This window comes from Novosphingobium sp. PY1, assembly GCF_017312445.1.
GTDB lineage: Bacteria > Pseudomonadota > Alphaproteobacteria > Sphingomonadales > Sphingomonadaceae > Novosphingobium.
The window spans coordinates 135,799-154,962 of the sequence record NZ_BLTI01000008.1; the positions used below are offsets into that span (position 1 = coordinate 135,799).

Here is a 19,164-nt window from a genome sequence, read left to right on the forward strand (position 1 = left end):
GGCTGGCGCGGCTTTACCGCACGCGTTTGACGAACAGCCCGCTATCGCGCTTTTCGGTCGCGAAATTGGGCAGGGATTGCACCAGTTCGGAGAGGCGGGAAAAGCCGTAGCTGCGGGCATCGAAGGATGACCGGTTGGCGACGCGCTGACCGACTTCGGAGAGGCTGGCAAATCCGTCGTCGTCGCGCTTGCTGGCTTTCCAGGCATCGCCCAGAAGCTTGACCAGTTCCTTGTCGACTTCGGGCTTTGCCGGCTCTTCGCCCTGCTCTGCGCGTTCGTCGTCCTTGACCATGGCGTCCAGGTCGATGAAGCGGGTGCAGGCCTCGCGGAAAGCCTCGGGCGTGCGAGTGGAACCGAAGCCGTAAACAGGGGTACCGTTCTGCCGGATCCGGATGGCGAGCGGCATGAAGTCGCTGTCGCTCGACATGATGCCGAATCCATCGACATGACCGCCGTACAGCAGGTCCATCGCATCGATGGTCATCTTCATGTCGGTGGCGTTCTTGCCCTTGGTCAGGTCGAACTGCTGCTGCGGTTCAAGTGCATGGCGATGCACCAACTGCGACCAGCCCTTGAGCGCTGTCTTGCTCCAGTTCCCATAGACCCGACGGACGTTGACGGTCCCGAGATCGCCGAGGATCGTCAGCGCGGCATCGAGTGTTGCCGGCGATGCATTGTCGGCATCGATGAGCAAGGCGATGTTGCGGTTCTGACGTTGCTTGCGGTCGGCCAATTGCGGCTCCTCTCGGTTCATTTCACAGGTTCCTGCATAGCCCAAAACACCGGGCGGGCTAGGGTTGCACGGCAATCGGCGCGCGGGGGCGTTCTTCGGCGGAATAGCGGCGAAGCAGAACCCAGAGCAGGAACCCCAGGATCGGCGGCATGATCGGTATGCCGAGATGAAGGCCAATGGGCCGCGCGAAGACCGGCGCAATGAAGGCAAGTGCGAGGGCGAGTTTCTCCCAATCGCGGAAGCCATCTGCGATCCCGCGGCTGGTCAGCCAGAGCAGCGGAAAGGCGAGCAGCACCATGTCGTAATCGAGGACGAAAGGCGTCACCAGCGGCGCAGCTGCGAGCATGAGCGCGCCCAGTGCCGGCGAATAAGGTCTTGCCCGGAAGGCCTGGATCAGAAGGATGATCGTCGCAAGGCCCACCGCCGCCTGCGCTCCATAAGCCAGGCCGGGCGTGAGCCCGATCAGTCGCGCCCCTGCAAACACGCTCATCATCTTGCCGAAGCCTACCGCGCCATCGACCATGGCTACCTGCGCCCGCCCGCTTGCCGCATGCCAGCCCTCGAAGGTGTCAGCCCCGAAGGCCAGCGCGGATAGCAGGGCCAAAGCGATAGCGGTGACGGCGGCCGAAGCGATCACCTTCCACTCGCGGGTCAGCAGCAGGACCAGCGGGACGAGGATGCCGAACTGCGGCTTGATCGTAGCCAGCCCGAAAAGAATTCCGGCAAGCACGGGCCTGCCGGGCACCAGCAGCGCCCCCAGTCCCAAAAGCGACGCAACCATGAAGGAAGTCTGCGCGTGGGTGATGACGATGGGCACGGCCGGGAAGGCAAGGACCAGCAGCCAAAGCGGAAAGTCGAACCGCAACGCGGTCTGCCAGCGACGCACTGCGATGACGTAAAGCGTTCCCGTGGCCAGCAGCCAGCTGACCAGGGCCGGAAAGTAGGAAAGAAATCCGAGGGGCCAGCAGAACGGCAGAAATGTGGGTGGATAGAAAAAGGCCGTGTAGCCTCCGGACGAGGCAAAGAACTTTCGCTGAGCGGCGATATGCGCTGCACCGTCATACACGTTGCCATGGTCCTGCAGCATGTGGCCGACGGTCCAGAAACTGACGAAGTCGCTGCCCAGCAGGAAGCCGTTGGCATCCACGCCGTCCTGCGATGTGGCGACGAGAAGCACCAGCGATGCAACATTCAGAAATGCGATGATCCGCAAGTAGGCCACTGCCCTGTCACGGCCCAACCAGTCCATCTTGCGCAGAAAATCGGCCCCCATGGGCAAACTTGTGCAATGGGCAGAAGGCGATGTCCATGCCCCGCGCGCGGTTTGCCTACCTGCAATGAGACTTGCCATGCTGCGACGCACCAAATAGGATTTAATCGGACATTTAAAATTTTGGGAAGTTTCGATGCAGCGTTTTGAAGGTACCAGCAGCTATGTCGCCACCGATGACCTGAAAGTCGCGGTGAACGCAGCTGTGCTCTTGCGTCGCCCGCTCCTCGTGAAAGGCGAGCCCGGCACCGGCAAGACCGTTCTGGCCGAGCAGATCGCAGCAGCGCTCGGCGCACCGCTCATCACCTGGAACGTCAAGTCGACGACCAAGGCGCATCAAGGCCTTTACGAGTACGATGCAGTCGCCCGCCTGCGCGATGGCCAGCTGGGCGACGAACGCGTCCACGACATCCGCAACTACATCCGCAAGGGCAAGCTGTGGGAAGCCTTCACCTCGGAGAAACTGCCCGTCCTGTTGATCGACGAGATCGACAAGGCCGATATCGAGTTCCCGAACGACCTTCTCGCCGAACTCGATCGCATGGCCTTCGACGTCTATGAGACCGGGGAGCACATCGCGGCGCAGGATCGCCCGATCGTCGTGATCACCTCGAACAACGAGAAGGACCTGCCCGACGCCTTCCTGCGCCGCTGCTTCTTCCATTACATCAAGTTCCCGGACCGCGAGACAATGCAGGCGATCGTCGACGTCCACTTCCCCGGCATCCAGAAGTCCCTCGTCACCAAGGCGATGGAGATCTTCTACGAACTGCGCGACGTGCCCGGCCTCAAGAAGAAGCCGTCCACCAGCGAACTGCTGGATTGGCTCAAGCTCCTGCTCAGCGAGGACATGCCGCTCGACGTCCTGCAGAACCAGGACCCGAGCAAGGCAATCCCGCCGCTCCATGGCGCGCTATTGAAGAACGAGCAGGACGTGATGCTGTTCGAACGCCTTGCGTTCATGTCGCGCCGGGGCGCCTGAAATGAGCGCACCCCATACCGGACGCTGCAACTGCGGCGCCGTTACCGCGACGGTCAGCGGCGAACCGCTCTGGGTGCGCCAGTGCTGGTGCCGCCAATGCCAGAAATCGGCCGCAGGCAGCGCAACCACCAATGCCCTGTTCATGACCGATGCCATCGCGATGGACGGTGAACTCTCCTGGTTCAGCTATACGGCGGCCAGCGGCAACACCATCGAGCAGGGCTTTTGCGGCAAGTGCGGAACGGCGATCATGGGCCGCAACTCCTCGCGGCCGAAAGCCTGCGTGCTTCGCGTCGGCTTCCTCGAGGAAAGCGACCGGCTCGCTCCCACTTCCGCAATCTGGATCGAGGATGCGCCTGAATGGGCCGTGATCGATCCCCGGCTCGAACAGTTCCCGCGCCAGCCCCCGGTTCCGCCGAAGAGCTGATCGCCATGCTGCTGAACTTCATCGACGAGCTGCGGGCGGCCGGCATCCCGGCATCGCTCAAGGAGCATCTCGTTCTGCTCGAGGCGCTGGACCGCGATGTCATCGAGCAGACGCCCGAAGCGTTCTACTACCTCAGCCGCACGACTTTCGTGAAGGACGAAGGCCTGCTCGACCGCTTCGACCAGGTGTTCCAGAAAGTCTTCAAGGGCGTGTTCACGGACTACGGCCAGCAGCCGGTCGATATCCCTGAAGAATGGCTCAAGCGCATCGCCGAACGGTACTTCTCCGAGGAGGAAATGGAGAAGATCAAGGCGCTAGGCTCCTGGGACGAGATCATGGACACGCTCAAGAAGCGGCTCGAGGAGCAGCAGGGGCGTCACCAGGGCGGCAACAAATGGATCGGCACAGGCGGAACCTCGCCCTTCGGCAATTCCGGATACAACCCCGAAGGCATCCGCATCGGCGGGGAAAGCCGCAACAAGCGCGCGATCAAGGTCTGGGAAAAGCGCGAATTCGCCAATCTCGACAACACCAGGGAACTTGGCACGCGCAACATCAAGGTGGCACTGCGCCGCCTGCGCCGCTTTGCCCGCGAAGGCGCGGCCGAGGAGCTCGATCTCGAGGAAACGATCCGCGGCACGGCCAAGCAGGGCTGGCTCGACCTGCACATGCGCCCCGAGCGGCACAATGCGGTCAAGGTCCTGCTGTTCCTGGACGTCGGCGGTTCGATGGACCCGTTCATCAAGCTGATGGAAGAGCTGTTCAGCGCTGCAACCAGCGAATTCAAGAACATGGAGTTCTTCTACTTCCACAATTGCCTTTACGAAGGCGTGTGGAAGGACAATCGCCGCCGCTGGTCTCAGCGCACTCCGACCTGGGACATCCTCCACAAGTACGGACACGACTACAAGGTCATCTTCGTCGGCGACGCGGCGATGAGTCCCTACGAGATCAGCCACCCCGGCGGATCGGTCGAGCACATGAACGAGGAGCCGGGCGGAGTCTGGCTGCAGCGTATCGTACAGACCTATCCCGCGACGGTCTGGCTCAATCCTTCGCCCGAGCGGCAGTGGGGCTATTCGGGCAGCACCCGCATGATCCGCGAGATCCTCGGAGACGCCATGTTCCCGATGACGCTCGAAGGACTGGATGCTGCCATGCGCGAACTGTCCCGCAAGAAGAGTTGATCCTGACGGCCTCCCCCTCGGCATCGCCGAGGGAGAGGAACGCCCAGCTATGCCAGCAGCAGGAATCAGGTCTTCGGCGGGTAGTCCAGATGCTCGTGGATCGACTGCCAGTTCCCGTCGGGCTGCTTCTGGAAGACCTCGGTGTAGCGCACGTCGCCTTCCTTCGTCTTGCCCTCAGTACCGGTGAAGTGCGCGGTGCCCGAAGCGATGAACAAGTCCGGGCCAAGAATCTGGAACTTGGGTTCGGGCATCTCGACATGGTTGAACTTCATGTCGACATACTGCGCATTCATGACGTGGAGCGCTACTTTACCGCCGATGCGCTCAGGCTTGCCCGGATCGAACGCAACGACGTCGGCGGCGTACATATCGTCGACCTTCTGCAGGTCCATCGACGACAGTGCCTTGGCGAAATTGTCGAGTACGGCCTGTGCATCGGCTTGCGTCAAGGGCTGAGCCGCTTGCGCTGTGGGTTGCTGGCTGCAGCCGGGCAGTGAAAGCGCGGCCAGAACCAGGGCGAATGAAACAACTCGCATATTGTCCCCTCCGTTCATCGCGGCAGCTTTGCGCTGCTCGCGAGACCCAAGGTACGCACCTGAGGGGTCAAGGCAACCCGGTTATCCCCCGTAAAGCAGCAGGTCCCTCGTGGTTTCCAGCCATGCCGCCTCATCTTGCCCTGCCAAGGCGTCGAGGTCGCCAGGTTGCGAACCTGCATCATCCACCCATTCGCGCAGCGCCGGGCCGCCGTTGATCACGTCGATGGCAAGCCGGTCGAATTCGTATTCGTACGGGAAGTCGCGCCAGAGCGGATAGTCTGGGTAGAGGTTGCGGATCGCCTTGAACGCCAGCGCCTGCAGGCGCCAGGGGCGGAACGCGTGGTGATCGTAGAATCCGCCCTCGGCATGGATCATAAGCGCGCTGCACAGCTTGCCCTGATGCTTGTGGAAGGTCGGTTCGAACCAGCACTCACGAAGGGCGCAGCCGCCGAGCCAGTGGGGCGCCACCCGTTCCATTTCGGCAAGAACCGCCCTGGCATCCACGTCAGGCGCGCCGAACAGGACTTCGAGCGGGCGGGTCGTGCCGCGGCCTTCCGAAAGCGTCGTACCTTCGAGCATGACCGTGCCGGCATAGGCCCGGGCCATGTTGAGGTTGGCCGCGTTGGGACTGGGATTGATCCAGATCCGACTGTCCGGCCACCCGAACCCTGAAGCCTGCGACGGCGCCCAGCCTTCCATCGCGATGACCCGGTAATCGACGTCCGGCCCGAACTGGCGAACGAACCAGTGCCCCATTTCGCCCAGGGTCAGGCCGTGGCGCATCGGCATGGGCCCGGCGCCGACGAAACTTTCCTGACCTGCCAGCAACGTGGTCCCCTCAACCGGACGGCCAGCGGGATTGGGACGGTCCAGAACCCACACGCTCTTGCCCTGTGCCGCCGCGGCCTCAAGCATGTAGAGCAGCGTCGTCACGAAGGTGTAGATGCGGCAGCCCAGGTCCTGCAGGTCGAACAGGAAGACATCGGCCGTGTCCATCATTGCCGCGCTGGGGCGGCGCACTTCGCCGTAGAGGCTGAACACCGGTATATCGTAAAGCGGATCGCGCTCATCCGCGGTCTCGACCATGTTGTCCTGCTTGTCGCCCTTGAGGCCGTGCTGCGGGCCGAAGGCGGCCGTCAGGGCGATGTCGGGACAGGCCGCCAGCGCGTCCAGCGAATGCACGAGACGATCAGTGACCGAGGCCGGGTGAGCGATGAGCGCGACGCGGCGGCCGGCCAGCGGCTTGCGCAGTTCTGGGTCCGCCAGCAGGCGGTCAATACCGAATTTCATGCCACGCTCGGTGCCGCAACCTCGAACGTGAAGCAAGCCGGATCGTGGAAGTCCGGCGCATCCGGGTTGGCATGGGACAGGGCCCAGAATGATTTCACGCCGCCCTCCTCCTCGAGCACCGCAGTCAGCCCGCAATGCCAGGGCCGCGCAGGAAGCCCCGCGGCCGGAATTGCCGCATCGAAGATGGCCATGTCCGTGCCCTTGCGCATTGTACATTCAGGCTCGCGCGGCATAGGCCGCTCCGCCATGCCTTCGCGGCGGCCTTCGAAATCGTAGGCGTTCCAGCGTTCCGACGGCGAAAGGTTCAGTTCGACATAGGCCTTGTCGCCGGGCGTCTGCAGGAACAGCTCGAAACATGTCGTGTTCCACAGCCCATCGTCCCTCCCCCTGCCCGCGAAAGGCGGAACGACAAGCCTTGCCGCGCCGAGGATTTTCCAGCGAACCCGGACCCATTCGTGATCAAAGCCGATGAAGCGCGTCTCCACGCTTCGGATATGGGCGGGCGGATGAGCGGGATGATATGTAAGGTCTGTCATGGTCGCTTTGACTAGGGCCGAACTGCCGGCAAATTGCAATCGGCTTCGCCACCGATCCCGAGTTTCCGGCGATCATGCGCCTTGGCGGTGCGACATGTGCGCCTGTGTGCTTTGTTTCACGCCCGCCGCGTGCTAGGCGCCCCGCTCCAAACAAGAGACATCCATCCAGACAGCAAGGCCATGACCTACAACTCTTCCCTGCTCCGCCTGCTCGACGAGCGCGGCTACATCCACCAGATGACCGACGCCGAGGGCCTCGATGCCCTTGCCTCCAAGCAGGTCGTGCCGGGCTATGTAGGCTTCGACGCGACGGCATCCTCGCTCCATGTCGGCAACCTTGTCTCGATCATGCTGCTGCGCCGCCTGCAGCAGGCCGGCCACAAGCCGGTGGTCCTCATGGGCGGCGGCACCACGCGCATCGGCGATCCGACCGGCAAGGACGAAGTGCGCAAGATGCTCTCGGATGAAGCCATCGAAGCGAACATCGCCTCGATCCGTACGGCCTTCGAACGCTTCCTTACTTTCGGCGACGGCCCGACCGACGCGGTCATGGTCAACAATCACGACTGGCTGGGCCAGATCGGCTACATCGAGATGCTGCAGAAGGTCGGCACGCACTTCACCGTCAACCGCATGCTCAGCTTCGATTCGGTCAAGCTTCGCCTCGAGCGCGAGCAGCCGATGACGTTCCTCGAATTCAACTACATGATCCTGCAGGGCTATGACTTCCGGCACCTGAGCGACACGATGGGCGTGCGCCTGCAGATGGGCGGATCGGACCAGTGGGGCAACATCGTCAATGGCGTGGAACTGGCACGGCGCATGGACGGCAAGGAGGTCTTTGGATTGACGACCCCGCTCATCACCAAGGCCGATGGCTCGAAGATGGGCAAGTCGGTCTCGGGCGCGGTCTGGCTCAACGAGGACGCCCTCTCCTCTTACGATTACTGGCAGTTCTGGCGCAATTGCGACGACCGCGACGTCGGCAAGTTCCTGCGCCTGTTCACCGACCTGCCGCTTGACGAGATCGCCCGGCTGGAAGCGCTCGAAGGCGGCGCGATCAACGATGCCAAGGTGATCCTCGCAAACGAGGCAACCAGGCTCTGCCGCGGTGAAGAGGCCGCCAAGGCCGCCGAAGCGACCGCCGCGCAGACTTTCGCAGGCGGCGGCCTGGGTGAAGACCTTCCAACGGTAGAAGTGAGCGCTGAAGGAATTCGGCTCGGCGTGGCCTGCACGGCGCTGGGTTTCACCGCCTCCAATGGCGAAGCCAAGCGCAAGATCGGCGAAGGAGCAGTCAAGCTGGACGATGCCGCGATGGACGATCCGGGCCTGCTGATCACGGTGCCTGCCGGAGAAACCCGCAAGCTCAGCCTCGGCAAGAAGAAGCACGGCATCCTTAAAGGCGTATAAATCTTGGCATCTCGCCGTAAACCCGGCAAAATCTTGCCGGGTTTACGGATTGTTTGCCAATTGCATGCATCATGTCTGCCTTGACAACTACATTGAGGCAAAACGACGATGAGTGCCGGAGCACAGCTCAGCGTAACCGACAAGCGCCGCGCGGCACGGCATCCGGTGGATCACTCGGTCATCGGCGAACATCGCCAACTGGGCGACGTTCGCCTGCACATCGTCAACGTTTCCGCTCAAGGCTTCATGGCCAATGGCGAACTGAACCTCGACCGAGGCGAGCGCGTGGTACTGCGTTTGCCCGTAATCGGCCGGATCGAGGCCCATCTCATCTGGTCGCACGAAGGCCGCGCAGGCTTTCAGTTCGAACGAATCATACGCGTGGATGACTTCCTCAAGCTGGTCGATGCAATCCAGCCCAATCCGCGCCTGCGTCCCCGCCGTTGATTTCGCGCCGCAACGCGGCACACCTCTAGAAGCACTATCGGGCTACCCGGAGCCGCCGCGCATCCCGCGTTTCGGATGAGCGGTGTCCAGTCCGGCTATGCAGTGCGCCTGCCGGCGGCAGGTCCTTGCCGCAGCGTGTCATTATATCTTCACCGACTGCTATCGCATGTTGATATAATATAACATTACAATTAAGCAACAAACATGAGCAACCACTCCTCCCCCCGAATCGCCAGGCTGCTTCACGCCAGCTTCCTTGCCACCGCGGCCCTTCCCTTCATCGCCGCTCCCACCTTTGCCGAAACCGCAGCTCCCCAGTCGGTCAGTCCCGCAGGCGACAGCACCCACGCCAGCGAAAGCGGCCCGGATATCATCGTCACCGGCCGTGTTATATCCGGGAACACCGACCCCATTTCCGCCCCCGTCGTACTTCAGGGCGAGACGCTCACCCGCAATCTTGCGCCGCAGATCGGGCAGATGCTGGCCAGCCTTCCCGGCGTATCGAGCAGCGGCTTCGCGCCCGGCGTATCGCGCCCGATCCTGCGCGGCTTCGACGGTCCGCGCGTGCAGGTACTGCTCGACGGCCTCGGTTCGCTCGACGCATCCTCCGTTTCGGCGGACCATGCCGTCTCGCTCGACACTCTCAACGTCGACAGGGTCGAAGTCCTGCACGGCCCGCGCGTCCTGCTTTATGCCAGCGATCCGGCTGGCGGTGCGGTCAACGCCACCGACAAGCGCATTCCCCGCCGGGTCCCGGACAAGCTCATCGCCCTCGATGCACTGGGCTCCTACGGCACGGCAGCCGATGGTGTGAACGGAGGTGTTGCCGCCGACGTCCGGCTCGATTCGCGAGTCGTCACCCACTTCGACGCCTCGTACAACCACGCCAACGACCTTCGCGTCGGCGGCTACATCCTGTCGCCGGAGCTGCGTGCGCAGACGTTGACGCAGGCAGACGACCTTGCGGCAGACGGCGATGCCGAAGGCGCGGCTCGCCTGACGGCGCAGGCCAACCGCAAGGGGCGTATCCCCAACAGCTGGGCCAAGGGCTGGACCCTGGGGGCGGGCATCGCCTTCATCGACGAAGGCGGCGACATCGGCGTCTCGGTCGAACGACTGGCCACCGACTACGGCATCCCGCCGCGCCCTTCGACCGATCCGGGAGAGACCTCCATCTCCCTGCGGCAGACCCGTGTCGACCTTCGCGCCGGGCTGAACCTTGAAGGCTTCTTCAAGCGTCTGGAACTGCGCGGGGCCTATGGTGACTATGAGCACGCCGAAGTCGAGGACGGCAATATCGGCACCCAGTTCCACAGCAAGGGGCTGGAAGTACGCGCGCAGGCCGACCAGGCGCGGCGCGGCATCTGGAGCGGCAGCAGCGGCGTACAATACTCGTCCAAACGGCTCGACATCAGCGGCGACGAACTGCTTCTGCCGGACAACCAGACCGATCGCTTCGCCGTCTTCACCCTGCAGCACATCGAACTGGGTGCTTTCGACCTGGAAGGCGCACTGCGCTACGAGAACACCCGCATCCGCACCATTCCGACGAACGAGAAGCGCAACTTTTCACAATACTCGGGTGTTGCGGGCATCGCCTGGCACCCGATCGAGAACATGACCGTCTCGGTCAATTACGCGCACGGCGAACGCGCTCCGTCTGCCGAGGAGCTTTTCGTCGACGGCATGCACGATGCCACCCAGTCCTATGAACGGGGCAATCCCGGCTTCACCGTCGAGCGCAGCGACGGCATCGAGGCGGGGGTTCGCTACAGCGGCGGCGATTTCAACGCTTCGGTCACGGCCTTCGGCACGAACTTCGCCAACTTCATCACTGCCGCCCCGACAGGCGAGATCATCGAGGATTTCCCCGTCTATCAATACCTCCAGGCCCCTGCCCGCTTCCGCGGCGTCGAGGCCGAAGGCGAAGTGACTTTCCTGCGCTGGGGTATGAACAATTCCCTGAAGCTGGATACCGGGGTGGATTACACCCACGCGCGCCTCGTCGACATCGGGCCGGTACCTCGCATCCCGCCGCTGCGCGTGCGCGGTGGTCTTGAATTCGGTTCCTCCGTGCTCTCCCTTCGCTCAGAGGTCGAGTGGAACGCCAGGCAGGACCGTGTCGCTGACAACGAGAACCCCACCAGTGCCTTCACTCTCGTCAATGCCAGCGCCACCTGGCGTCCGATGGGCGAGGATGGCCCGGTTTCGCTGATCCTCTCGGCGGACAACCTGTTCGGCGTCACCGGACGCCTCGCGGCATCGGAGACGCGCGACTTCGTGCCGATCGCCGGCCGGGACATCCGCCTGACGGCAAAATTCTCGCTGTAAGAGACATTTAAAGGAGCGACTTGGCAAGGGGCGGCGGCAGTGCCACAGGTGCCCGCGTGAGCACACCGTCGTCCCCCCTTCGCATCGCTGACTTCCGCAAGTTCTGGTTCGCCCGGTTCATGGCGGTTGTCGCCACGACCGGCATGGTCGTCATCATCGGCTACCAACTCTACGATGTTGCGCGCGCCGAATACGGCATGTCGATTCCGCAGGCATCGCTGCAGCTCGGCATCCTCGGCCTGGTGCAGTTCGTGCCGCTGTTCCTGCTGACGCCAGTTGCGGGCGTGGTTGCCGACATGTTCGACAGGCGAAAGGTCGCCGCTGCCGCAATGTGCGTCGACATGATCATCGCCGGTGGCCTTGCCGTGACAACCATGTTCGAGATTCACAGCCTGCCGCTGCTGTTCTTCTTCGCGGCACTGCACGGGAGCGCCCGCGTCTTCGTAAGCCCTGCGCTGAGCGCCATTGCGCCCAACATCGTGCCTTCAGAACTGATCCCGAAGGCCATCGCGCTCAATTCCATCGCCTGGCAGGCCGGCACCGTCGTCGGCCCGGCATCCTACGGGTTTCTCTTCGCGCATGAGCGCGATCTGCCCTACTGGATCTCGCTGGTGCTGATGGTCATGGCCAGCGCCAGCATCATGCTCATCCGCACGCTGCCGCCGCCCTCGGCCCACGCCCGCAAGACCCATCCCGTGCGCCAGATCCTGCATGGCTTCCACTTCGTGTGGCACGAACGTTTCCTGCTCGGCTGCATTACGCTGGATCTCTTTGCCGTCCTCCTCGGCGGGGCTACCGCGCTGTTGCCGGTCTTTGCCCGCGACATCCTGCAGGTTGGTCCCGAAGGACTTGGTCCCATGCGGGCCGCGCCCGCCTTCGGAGCAGCCATCGTCGCGCTGCTTTTGTCATTCCGGCCCTTCAACACCAATGTCGGTGTGAAGATGCTGCTTGCGGTAGGCGCCTACGGCGCGGCTACCGTGGCGTTCGGTCTCTCGTGGAACTACTGGCTGTCGCTGGGCTTTCTGGCCGTGCTGGGTGCGGCGGACATGATCTCGGTCTTCATTCGCAATTCGCTGATCCAGCTAAACACGCCCGACGAGATGCGGGGCCGCGTCTCGGCCATTTCCGGCGTCGCCGTTTCCGCTTCCAATGAGCTGGGGGAAATGCAGTCCGGGGTGGCTGCCGCACTGCTCGGTGCCAGTGGGGCTGTTGTTTTCGGCGGCGGCGCTGCCATAGTCATTACCGCAATCTGGGCATGGATCTTTCCCGAGATCCGCAACGCCCGCACATTCGAGCCACATTATCGCCAGAGGGAGCATGAGCATGAAGGCTGACAGCATTCTCGCCACTATCGGCAATACGCCGCATATCCGGCTCTCGCGCCTGTTCCCGGACCATGAAGTCTGGGTGAAGGCGGAGCGCGCGAATCCCGGAGGATCGATCAAGGACCGCATCGGCCTTGCAATGATCGAGGCTGCAGAGGCCGACGGCAGTCTCAAGCCGGGCGGAACCATCATCGAGCCGACTTCGGGCAACACCGGCATTGGCCTGGCCATGGTTGCCGCGGTCAAGGGCTACAAGCTGGTCCTCGTCATGCCCGAATCGATGTCGATCGAACGCCGCCGGCTGATGCTGGCCTATGGCGCCACGTTCGACCTCACGCCCAAGGAAAAGGGCATGAAGGGCGCGATCGAACGTGCAAAGGAACTGGTCGATAGCACGCCGGGCGCGTGGATGCCCCAGCAGTTCGACAACCCGGCCAACGTCGACGTCCATGTCCGCACGACGGCCCAGGAAATCCTGGCCGACTTCGCCGAAACCCCCGTCGACGTGCTCATCACCGGCGTAGGCACCGGCGGCCACCTCACCGGCTGCGCCGAAACGCTCAAGGCCAAGTGGCCCGACATGAAGGCCTATGCGGTCGAGCCGACCCTTTCGCCGGTCATTTCCGGTGGACAGCCCGGCCCGCACCCGATCCAGGGCATCGGCGCGGGCTTCATCCCGTCGAACCTTCACACCCAGTCGATCGATGGCGCGATCCAGGTCGATCCTGCCGACGCCAAGGACATGGCGCGCCGCTGCGCCACGACCGAGGGTATGCTGGTGGGCATCAGTTCGGGGGCGACGCTGGCCGCGATCGCCCAGAAGCTGAAGGACCTTCCTGCCGGCAGCCGTGTGCTCGGCTTCAATTACGACACAGGCGAGCGCTACCTGTCTGTTCCGGAGTTTCTCCCCGAATGAGTGACTTGCAGCCCATCTCCTACTCGCACGCCGACGTCGACCTGACCGGGTGGCTTGCCCGCCCTAAGGGCACGCCGCGCGCTGCGGTGCTCGTCTTCCCGACGATCGCCAACCACAATGAAGGTACGGCCCATCGCGCGCAGATGCTCGCCGATCTGGGGTATCTGGCCATGGTTGCCGACTTTTACGGCGAACCGGTCGCGAGCTTCGAGGCCTCCTTTCCGCTCGCCAAGGCGCTGCGCGAGGACAATGCCTATTACCGCGCGCGCTGCGCCGCCGCGATCTCTGCGCTGCGCGGTCTTACCGAAGCCCAGGGCCTGACCATGTTCGCCATCGGTTATTGCATGGGGGGCCAGGCTGCGCTTGAAACCGCCCGTGACGGACAGGACCTCGCGGCCGTCGTCAGCTTTCACGGCACACTGGGAACGAGCGTCCCCACCGTGCCGGGCGCGATCAAGGCACGTATTCTGGTGTGCCACGGCGATGCCGACCCGATGGTTCCGCGCGATCAGGTCATGGGCTTCTGGGAAGAAATGGATGCGGCCGGCGCCAACTGGCACTTCCATGCCTACAGCGGCGTCAAGCACGGCTTTACCGAGCCGGCGAGCGATTCACGGGGCATGGACGCGCTGGGTTACGATGCCAGCGCCGATCGCCAGAGCTGGGCCGCGATGGTCAACCTCTTCGACGAGATCCTTGGCTGACGAGATCTTCCGGGAAGGGCCGTAACAGGATCGGCCCTTCCCGGAAAACCGGTATCATTCGGCAATGCGGCGAAGTTCGTCGCCTTCCAGTTGGCGGTAGAAGCAGCTGCGCGCGCCCGTATGGCAAGCCGGGCCCTCCGGCTTGACCACCAGCATGAGCGCATCCTGATCGCAATCGACCCGCATTTCCTGCACCCGCAGGAAGTGTCCGGAAGTCTCTCCCTTGAGCCAGAGCTTGCCGCGTGAGCGCGAATGAAAGTGCGCAAGGCCCGTTTCGCGGGTCTTGGCCAGCGCTTCCTCGTCCATGTACGCAACCATGAGTATCTCGCGGCTGACCGAGTCGACGGCAATGGCAATCAGCAGTCCATGCGCATCGAACTTCGGCAGGAAAGCGGTTCCCAGTTCGCGTTCGGCGCTTGAGACGTCTGACATGCGGTAGATTTCCTTTTCGACCTGTTCAACGCAGTGAATGTTGCACGATAACCACAGATGATGGTCAAAATCCACGTATTGCCGGAAATGCACTTTCCAAGATCGGCGTTTCGTAGGATTTTGAGCTCCGCAGCTGGGGGGCTGCTTCTGACCCAAAGGTCGCTGACAGACAAGCGCCACGGTTCAGGGAACCAAGTTGAGGGATCGGACCAAGCGGCGTGCAGGGGCGCCGCTGAACCGGATAACGGGGTCCACGAGTTTCGTCACGAGGGCGCCCGGAGCTGACCGCTCCGGGCGTTTTCGTATGGTCCCGCTGCTGGTCAGGTCAAGTCGAGCGCTTCATCCAGCACCCGCGCGAAGCAGGCGATCACCACTTTTCCGGCTCCGGCGCGCTTGAGCGTGGAGACGCAGGCATCACTTGTCGCCCCGCTGGTCCTGACGTCGTCTACCAGAACGATCTTCGCCCCCTTCACCACAGTTTTGCGGCGCGGGTTCAAGCCAATCGCACCTGTCAGCACACGGTTGCGGGCGCTGCGGCCCAGGCCGCCAAGCGAAGGCGTCGCCTTTCTGCGCTCCAGCAGATCCACGCAATGGCTTGCCTTCGTCGCTTTGCCTATCTCGCGCGCCAGCTCTGCCGACTGATTGTAACCGCGCTTCCACAATCGCGAGCGATGCAGCGGCACGGGCGCGATCAGCCAGCTATCGTCCATGAACGGCAGTTTCGGCAGCATCAATCCGGCCATCATCGGCGCAAGCGATATGCGATTGCCATGCTTGAGCGACAGCACCAGCTTGCGCGAGACATCGTTGTAGAGCGTGGCCGCAGCGATCCCGTCATGGCGCGGGGGCTCGGCAAGGCATGGCGCGCAGACAGAGCCCTCACCCACGCCATCGGCGAACGGTCGCGAACAGGTGGCGCAGGAGGGTTCGCCGGGAATCGCAAGCTCGGACCAGCACCGTGAACACAGGCCCGTCTGCGCAGCAATGCCCTCGCCGCAGAGCGGGCAGCGTGGTGGAAAGACCAAATCGACCAGCGGCGCGAGAGCTTGGGAAAGCGGCATCGGCTCATGCTAACCGATCGGTCCGGCGCGACAACCGGTTGCGTGCAGGCCGAACACGCGGCAGGGGGCGCAGATGGCTAGCAAAGGTCCCCCCCGCATTTTCTCCCCGGCCCGGCGCCGCATGGCCCGCCGCCGCATGCTCGCTCTGCAGAACCGGCCCGATGCACCGCGTTACCTGCTCGAGGACATGGTCGAAGACGTCATCGAGCGGCTCGACTTCCTGCGCTTCAAACCGGCGAGCGCCCTTGTCGTCGGGGACTGGACGGGCGAGCTTGCCCGAAACCTTGCAGCACGCGGGGTCAAGGTCACCGCGGTTGAGCCGGCCGAGGGCTTCGAAGAGGAACAGCCATTCCCCTTCGACGGCTTCGACCTGATCGCGAGCCTCGGTACGCTCGACACCCTAAACGACCTGCCCGGCGCCCTCATCCACATCCGCAAGGCGCTGGCGCCCGGCGGCATGATGATTGCGAGTTTCCTTTCGGCGGGCTGCCTGCCGACCTTGCGGGACGTAATGCTTTCGGCAGACGGCGATCAGCCGGCGGCGCGCATGCACCCCGCCGTCGATGTGCGGTCGGGGGGACAACTGCTGCAACGCACGCTTTTCGCCGATCCGGTCATCGACCAGCGCCCGCTCCGGGTATCGTTCCGCAGCCTTGACAGGCTCGTAGGCGATCTGCGCGCGCAAGGCTGCGGCAATGTCCTGGCCGATCACGCTCCGGCGCTCGGCAAGCAGGCACTGGAAAGGGCGCGTGAGGCTTTCGCCGCCGCCGGCGAGGACGGGCGCACGGTCGAAAAGTTCGAAATCCTGACGTTATCGGGCTGGAAGCGCTGACTTCCAGCCCGATAACGTGACAGATCAGGCCAGCGCTGCCTGCGCTGCGGCCAGTCGCGCGATCGGCACGCGATAGGGTGAGGCGCTGACGTAATCGAGGCCGGTCTTCTCGCAGAACGCGATCGAGGCCGGGTCACCGCCGTGTTCGCCGCAGATGCCGAGCTTGAGATCGGCGCGCGTGGCACGTCCGCGCTCGGCGCCCATGGTCACGAGCTGGCCGACGCCCTCGATGTCGAGGCTGACGAACGGATCGCGCGGATAGATGCCCTTTTCAACGTAGGGGCTGAGGAAGCGCGCGGCATCGTCGCGGCTGACGCCCAGCGTCGTCTGCGTGAGGTCGTTGGTGCCGAACGAGAAGAACTTGGCCTCCTCGGCGATCTCGGCGGCCATCAGCGCCGCGCGCGGCAGTTCGATCATGGTGCCGACCATGTACTCGAGCGTGCGCCCCTTCTCGGCGAAGACCTTTACGGCTGTATCGTCGACGACCTTCTTGAGGATCTGCAGCTCGCGCCTGGTCGCGACGAGCGGGATCATCACTTCGGGCACGGGCGCATCGCCCGAGGCATCGGCGACGTCGCAGGCAGCCTCGAAGATGGCGCGGGCCTGCATTTCGTAGATCTCGGGGAAGGTGATGCCGAGACGGCAACCGCGGTGGCCGAGCATCGGGTTGAACTCGTGCAGTTCATCGGCCCGGCGCTTGAGCGTCGCCACGCCGATGCCGATGGCTTCGGACAACTCGGCGAATTCCTCGTCGCCGTGCGGCAGGAACTCGTGGAGCGGCGGGTCGAGCAGGCGGATGGTGACCGGAAGACCGGCCATCACATCGAAGATCGCGTGGAAGTCGGCGCGCTGTTCGGGCAGCAGCTTTTCCAGCGCGGCGCGGCGACCGGCTTCGTCTTCGGCCAGGATCATCTGGCGCACGGACGAAATGCGTTCGGCATCGAAGAACATGTGCTCGGTGCGGCACAGGCCGATGCCTTCGGCGCCGAACTGGCGGGCCATCTTGCAGTCGGCCGGGGTCTCGGCATTGGTGCGCACCTTCATGCGGCGGTGCTTGTCGGCCCACTCCATCAGGGTAGCGAAGTCGCCCGCAAGTTCGGGTTCGATAGTCGGCACTTCGCCGGCCATGATGTCGCCGCTGGCGCCGTCGAGCGTCAGGATGTCGCCTTCCTTCAGCTCACGGTTGCCCATGCGCAGGGTGCGGGTCTTCATGTCGATCGACAGGCCCGAAGCGCCAGAGACGCAGGGACGGCCCATGCCGCGGGCGACGACCGCCGCGTGGCTGGTCATGCCGCCGCGTGCGGTGAGGATGCCCTTGGCCGCGTGCATGCCGTGAATGTCCTCAGGCGAGGTCTCGACACGCACGAGGATGACCGCCTCGCCCATTTCCGCGCGCTTCTCGGCCGTATCGGCATCGAGGACGATCGAACCCGAAGCCGCGCCCGGCGAGGCGGGGAGGCCCCTGCCCAGCAGGTCGCGCGGAGCCTTGGGATCGAGCGTGGGGTGCAGCAGCTGGTCGAGCGCCATCGGATCGACGCGCCTGATCGCGGTCGGCTCGTCGATCAGGCCCTCGCCGACCATGTCGACCGCCATCTTCAGCGCAGCCTTGGCAGTGCGCTTGCCCGAACGGGTCTGGAGCATCCACAGCTTGCCGCGCTCGACGGTGAACTCGATGTCCTGCATGTCGCGATAGTGCTTTTCGAGCAGCTCGAAGACCGCGGCGAGTTCGCCGTAGGCTGCGGGCATCGCTTCTTCCATCGACAGCGGCTTGGCCCCGGCGCGCTCCCGGGCGGCCTTGGTCAGGTACTGCGGTGTGCGGATGCCGGCGACGACGTCCTCACCCTGCGCATTGACCAGCCATTCGCCGTAGTAGGCCTTCTCGCCGGTCGCCGGGTCGCGGGTGAAGGCAACGCCGGTGGCCGACGTTTCGCCCATGTTGCCGAAGACCATGGCCTGGACGTTGACCGCCGTGCCCCAGTCGCCGGGAATGTCGTTCAGGCGGCGATAGACCTTGGCGCGGTCCGAGTCCCAGGAATCGAACACGGCGCGGATGGCGCCCCAGAGCTGCTCGTTGACGTCCTGCGGGAAGGCGTGGCCAAGCTCGCTCTCGACGATGCCCTTGTACTGCCTGACGATGGCGCGCCAGTTGTCGGCGGTCATCTCGACGTCGTTGAGATAGCCGTTGTCTTCCTTGGCGATCTCGAGCGCTTCCTCGAAGAGGTGGTGCTCGACGCCCAGGACGACGTCGGAATACATCTGGATGAAGCGGCGGTAGCTGTCCCAGGCGAAGCGTTCGTCGCCCGAAGTGGCGGACAGGCCCTCCACCGTGTCATCGTTGAGGCCGAGGTTGAGGACCGTGTCCATCATGCCCGGCATCGACACGCGGGCGCCGGAACGGACCGAAACGAGCAGCGGATCGGCAGCCGAGCCGAAGTCCTTGCCCACCGTCTTCTCGATATGGGTCAGGGCCTCGGCAACGTCGGCGCGCAGGGCGTCGGAGAAATCGCCGCCTTCGGCCAGATACTTGACGCATTCCTCAGTGGTGATCGTGAAACCGGGAGGCACCGGCAGGCCGATGCCGGCCATTTCCGCAAGGTTCGCACCCTTGCCGCCGGTGATGACCTTGTCGCGCGAACGCGGGTCATCGTGCTTCACGCCACCACCGAAGGTATAGACCTGCCTGCTCATCTGTCCCCTGACTTTCCTGTTCTGGTTTACACAGTTTACACGGTCAAAACGGGTTGA

18 protein-coding genes are annotated in these 19,164 nt (G+C 63.8%); 10 read left to right on the forward strand and 8 right to left on the reverse strand.

Annotated features, from left to right (window positions below):
- Nucleotides 1-13: 13 nt before the first annotated feature.
- Together J3474_RS12030 and J3474_RS12035 are read right to left on the reverse strand one after the other, a co-directional pair.
- Nucleotides 14-754, reverse strand: coding sequence for an NYN domain-containing protein (locus J3474_RS12030; protein WP_207094372.1), 741 nt, complete (start codon nt 752-754; stop codon nt 14-16).
- A 37-nt stretch (nt 755-791) separates the two neighbouring features.
- The gene (locus J3474_RS12035) at nt 792-2,006 is read right to left on the reverse strand and encodes a glycosyltransferase family 87 protein (protein WP_207094373.1); all 1,215 of its coding nucleotides are present in this window, start codon (nt 2,004-2,006) and stop codon (nt 792-794) included.
- A 133-nt stretch (nt 2,007-2,139) separates the two neighbouring features.
- Between J3474_RS12035 and J3474_RS12040 the strand changes: the two genes are divergently transcribed.
- From J3474_RS12040 to J3474_RS12050, 3 genes are read left to right on the forward strand one after another with little or no spacing between them, the layout of a single operon-like run.
- On the forward strand, nt 2,140-2,985 hold the full coding sequence (locus J3474_RS12040; protein WP_207094374.1) for a MoxR family ATPase: 846 nt from the start codon (nt 2,140-2,142) through the stop codon (nt 2,983-2,985).
- Between the two features lies 1 nt (nt 2,986).
- Entirely contained in the window at nt 2,987-3,412 is a 426-nt protein-coding gene (locus tag J3474_RS12045; RefSeq protein WP_013833610.1) for a GFA family protein, read from the forward strand.
- A 5-nt stretch (nt 3,413-3,417) separates the two neighbouring features.
- Nucleotides 3,418-4,599 (forward strand): VWA domain-containing protein, encoded by a 1,182-nt coding sequence (locus J3474_RS12050; RefSeq protein ID WP_041558994.1) that lies wholly within the window; start codon nt 3,418-3,420, stop codon nt 4,597-4,599.
- 65 nt (nt 4,600-4,664) lie between these two features.
- On the opposite strand, the gene J3474_RS12055 is transcribed toward J3474_RS12050, so the two are convergent.
- The 3 genes from J3474_RS12055 to J3474_RS12065 all read right to left on the reverse strand — a co-directional run bounded on the left by J3474_RS12055 (nt 4,665) and on the right by J3474_RS12065 (nt 6,961).
- Nucleotides 4,665-5,135 (reverse strand): DUF4440 domain-containing protein, encoded by a 471-nt coding sequence (locus J3474_RS12055; protein WP_013833608.1) that lies wholly within the window; start codon nt 5,133-5,135, stop codon nt 4,665-4,667.
- An 81-nt stretch (nt 5,136-5,216) separates the two neighbouring features.
- Nucleotides 5,217-6,425 (reverse strand): exo-beta-N-acetylmuramidase NamZ domain-containing protein, encoded by a 1,209-nt coding sequence (locus tag J3474_RS12060; protein WP_207094375.1) that lies wholly within the window; start codon nt 6,423-6,425, stop codon nt 5,217-5,219.
- Nucleotides 6,422-6,961 (reverse strand): DOMON-like domain-containing protein, encoded by a 540-nt coding sequence (locus J3474_RS12065; RefSeq protein WP_207094376.1) that lies wholly within the window; start codon nt 6,959-6,961, stop codon nt 6,422-6,424. Before J3474_RS12065 ends, J3474_RS12060 begins: the two co-directional genes overlap by 4 nt.
- A 180-nt stretch (nt 6,962-7,141) precedes the next feature.
- On the opposite strand from J3474_RS12065, the gene tyrS reads away from it, so the two are divergent.
- The 6 genes from tyrS to J3474_RS12095 all read left to right on the forward strand — a co-directional run bounded on the left by tyrS (nt 7,142) and on the right by J3474_RS12095 (nt 14,094).
- Nucleotides 7,142-8,371, forward strand: a complete 1,230-nt coding sequence (gene tyrS / locus J3474_RS12070) for a tyrosine--tRNA ligase (protein WP_207094377.1) — start codon at nt 7,142-7,144, stop codon at nt 8,369-8,371.
- A gap of 108 nt (nt 8,372-8,479) precedes the next feature.
- The gene (locus J3474_RS12075) at nt 8,480-8,818 is read left to right on the forward strand and encodes a pilus protein PilZ (RefSeq protein ID WP_013833604.1); all 339 of its coding nucleotides are present in this window, start codon (nt 8,480-8,482) and stop codon (nt 8,816-8,818) included.
- Between the two features lie 204 nt (nt 8,819-9,022).
- Nucleotides 9,023-11,149 (forward strand): TonB-dependent receptor, encoded by a 2,127-nt coding sequence (locus J3474_RS12080; RefSeq protein WP_207094378.1) that lies wholly within the window; start codon nt 9,023-9,025, stop codon nt 11,147-11,149.
- A gap of 56 nt (nt 11,150-11,205) precedes the next feature.
- Nucleotides 11,206-12,483, forward strand: coding sequence for an MFS transporter (locus J3474_RS12085; protein WP_207094379.1), 1,278 nt, complete (start codon nt 11,206-11,208; stop codon nt 12,481-12,483).
- Entirely contained in the window at nt 12,473-13,390 is a 918-nt protein-coding gene (gene cysK / locus J3474_RS12090; RefSeq protein WP_207094380.1) for a cysteine synthase A, read from the forward strand. The genes J3474_RS12085 and cysK overlap by 11 nt, the downstream gene beginning before the upstream one ends.
- Complete coding sequence (locus tag J3474_RS12095) at nt 13,387-14,094, forward strand: dienelactone hydrolase family protein (protein WP_207094381.1); 708 nt, start codon at nt 13,387-13,389, stop codon at nt 14,092-14,094. The genes cysK and J3474_RS12095 overlap by 4 nt, the downstream gene beginning before the upstream one ends.
- Before the next feature lie 54 nt (nt 14,095-14,148).
- Here J3474_RS12095 and hisI read toward each other — a convergent pair whose 3' ends face one another.
- Together hisI and J3474_RS12105 are read right to left on the reverse strand one after the other, a co-directional pair.
- Entirely contained in the window at nt 14,149-14,526 is a 378-nt protein-coding gene (gene hisI, locus J3474_RS12100; protein WP_013833599.1) for a phosphoribosyl-AMP cyclohydrolase, read from the reverse strand.
- Between the two features lie 320 nt (nt 14,527-14,846).
- Nucleotides 14,847-15,587 carry a ComF family protein gene (locus J3474_RS12105; protein WP_207094382.1) on the reverse strand — a complete coding sequence of 247 codons (741 nt, stop codon included), beginning with the start codon at nt 15,585-15,587 and terminating at the stop codon, nt 14,847-14,849.
- 73 nt (nt 15,588-15,660) lie between these two features.
- Here J3474_RS12105 and J3474_RS12110 point away from each other — a divergent pair, with 73 nt between their 5' ends.
- The gene (locus J3474_RS12110) at nt 15,661-16,419 is read left to right on the forward strand and encodes a bifunctional 2-polyprenyl-6-hydroxyphenol methylase/3-demethylubiquinol 3-O-methyltransferase UbiG (protein ID WP_207094383.1); all 759 of its coding nucleotides are present in this window, start codon (nt 15,661-15,663) and stop codon (nt 16,417-16,419) included.
- A gap of 24 nt (nt 16,420-16,443) precedes the next feature.
- On the opposite strand, the gene ppdK is transcribed toward J3474_RS12110, so the two are convergent.
- Nucleotides 16,444-19,107 carry a pyruvate, phosphate dikinase gene (ppdK, locus tag J3474_RS12115; RefSeq protein WP_207094384.1) on the reverse strand — a complete coding sequence of 888 codons (2,664 nt, stop codon included), beginning with the start codon at nt 19,105-19,107 and terminating at the stop codon, nt 16,444-16,446.
- Nucleotides 19,108-19,164: the final 57 nt, after the last annotated feature.

Excerpts from the sequence above, each read along its gene's own strand:
- J3474_RS12040 (WP_207094374.1), top strand. The coding sequence starts at position 2,140 with ATGCAGCGTTTTGAAGGTACCAGCAGCTATGTCGCCACCGATGACCTG.
- J3474_RS12050 (WP_041558994.1), top strand. The coding sequence starts at position 3,418 with ATGCTGCTGAACTTCATCGACGAGCTGCGGGCGGCCGGCATCCCGGCA.
- J3474_RS12075 (WP_013833604.1), top strand. The coding sequence starts at position 8,480 with ATGAGTGCCGGAGCACAGCTCAGCGTAACCGACAAGCGCCGCGCGGCA.
- tyrS (WP_207094377.1), top strand. The coding sequence starts at position 7,142 with ATGACCTACAACTCTTCCCTGCTCCGCCTGCTCGACGAGCGCGGCTAC.
- hisI (WP_013833599.1), bottom strand. The coding sequence starts at position 14,526 with ATGTCAGACGTCTCAAGCGCCGAACGCGAACTGGGAACCGCTTTCCTG.
- J3474_RS12065 (WP_207094376.1), bottom strand. The coding sequence starts at position 6,961 with ATGACAGACCTTACATATCATCCCGCTCATCCGCCCGCCCATATCCGA.
- J3474_RS12080 (WP_207094378.1), top strand. The coding sequence starts at position 9,023 with ATGAGCAACCACTCCTCCCCCCGAATCGCCAGGCTGCTTCACGCCAGC.
- J3474_RS12055 (WP_013833608.1), bottom strand. The coding sequence starts at position 5,135 with ATGCGAGTTGTTTCATTCGCCCTGGTTCTGGCCGCGCTTTCACTGCCC.
- J3474_RS12030 (WP_207094372.1), bottom strand. The coding sequence starts at position 754 with ATGAACCGAGAGGAGCCGCAATTGGCCGACCGCAAGCAACGTCAGAAC.
- J3474_RS12060 (WP_207094375.1), bottom strand. The coding sequence starts at position 6,425 with ATGAAATTCGGTATTGACCGCCTGCTGGCGGACCCAGAACTGCGCAAG.
- J3474_RS12095 (WP_207094381.1), top strand. The coding sequence starts at position 13,387 with ATGAGTGACTTGCAGCCCATCTCCTACTCGCACGCCGACGTCGACCTG.
- J3474_RS12045 (WP_013833610.1), top strand. The coding sequence starts at position 2,987 with ATGAGCGCACCCCATACCGGACGCTGCAACTGCGGCGCCGTTACCGCG.
- cysK (WP_207094380.1), top strand. The coding sequence starts at position 12,473 with ATGAAGGCTGACAGCATTCTCGCCACTATCGGCAATACGCCGCATATC.
- J3474_RS12105 (WP_207094382.1), bottom strand. The coding sequence starts at position 15,587 with ATGCCGCTTTCCCAAGCTCTCGCGCCGCTGGTCGATTTGGTCTTTCCA.
- J3474_RS12110 (WP_207094383.1), top strand. The coding sequence starts at position 15,661 with ATGGCTAGCAAAGGTCCCCCCCGCATTTTCTCCCCGGCCCGGCGCCGC.
- ppdK (WP_207094384.1), bottom strand. The coding sequence starts at position 19,107 with ATGAGCAGGCAGGTCTATACCTTCGGTGGTGGCGTGAAGCACGATGAC.
- J3474_RS12035 (WP_207094373.1), bottom strand. The coding sequence starts at position 2,006 with ATGGGGGCCGATTTTCTGCGCAAGATGGACTGGTTGGGCCGTGACAGG.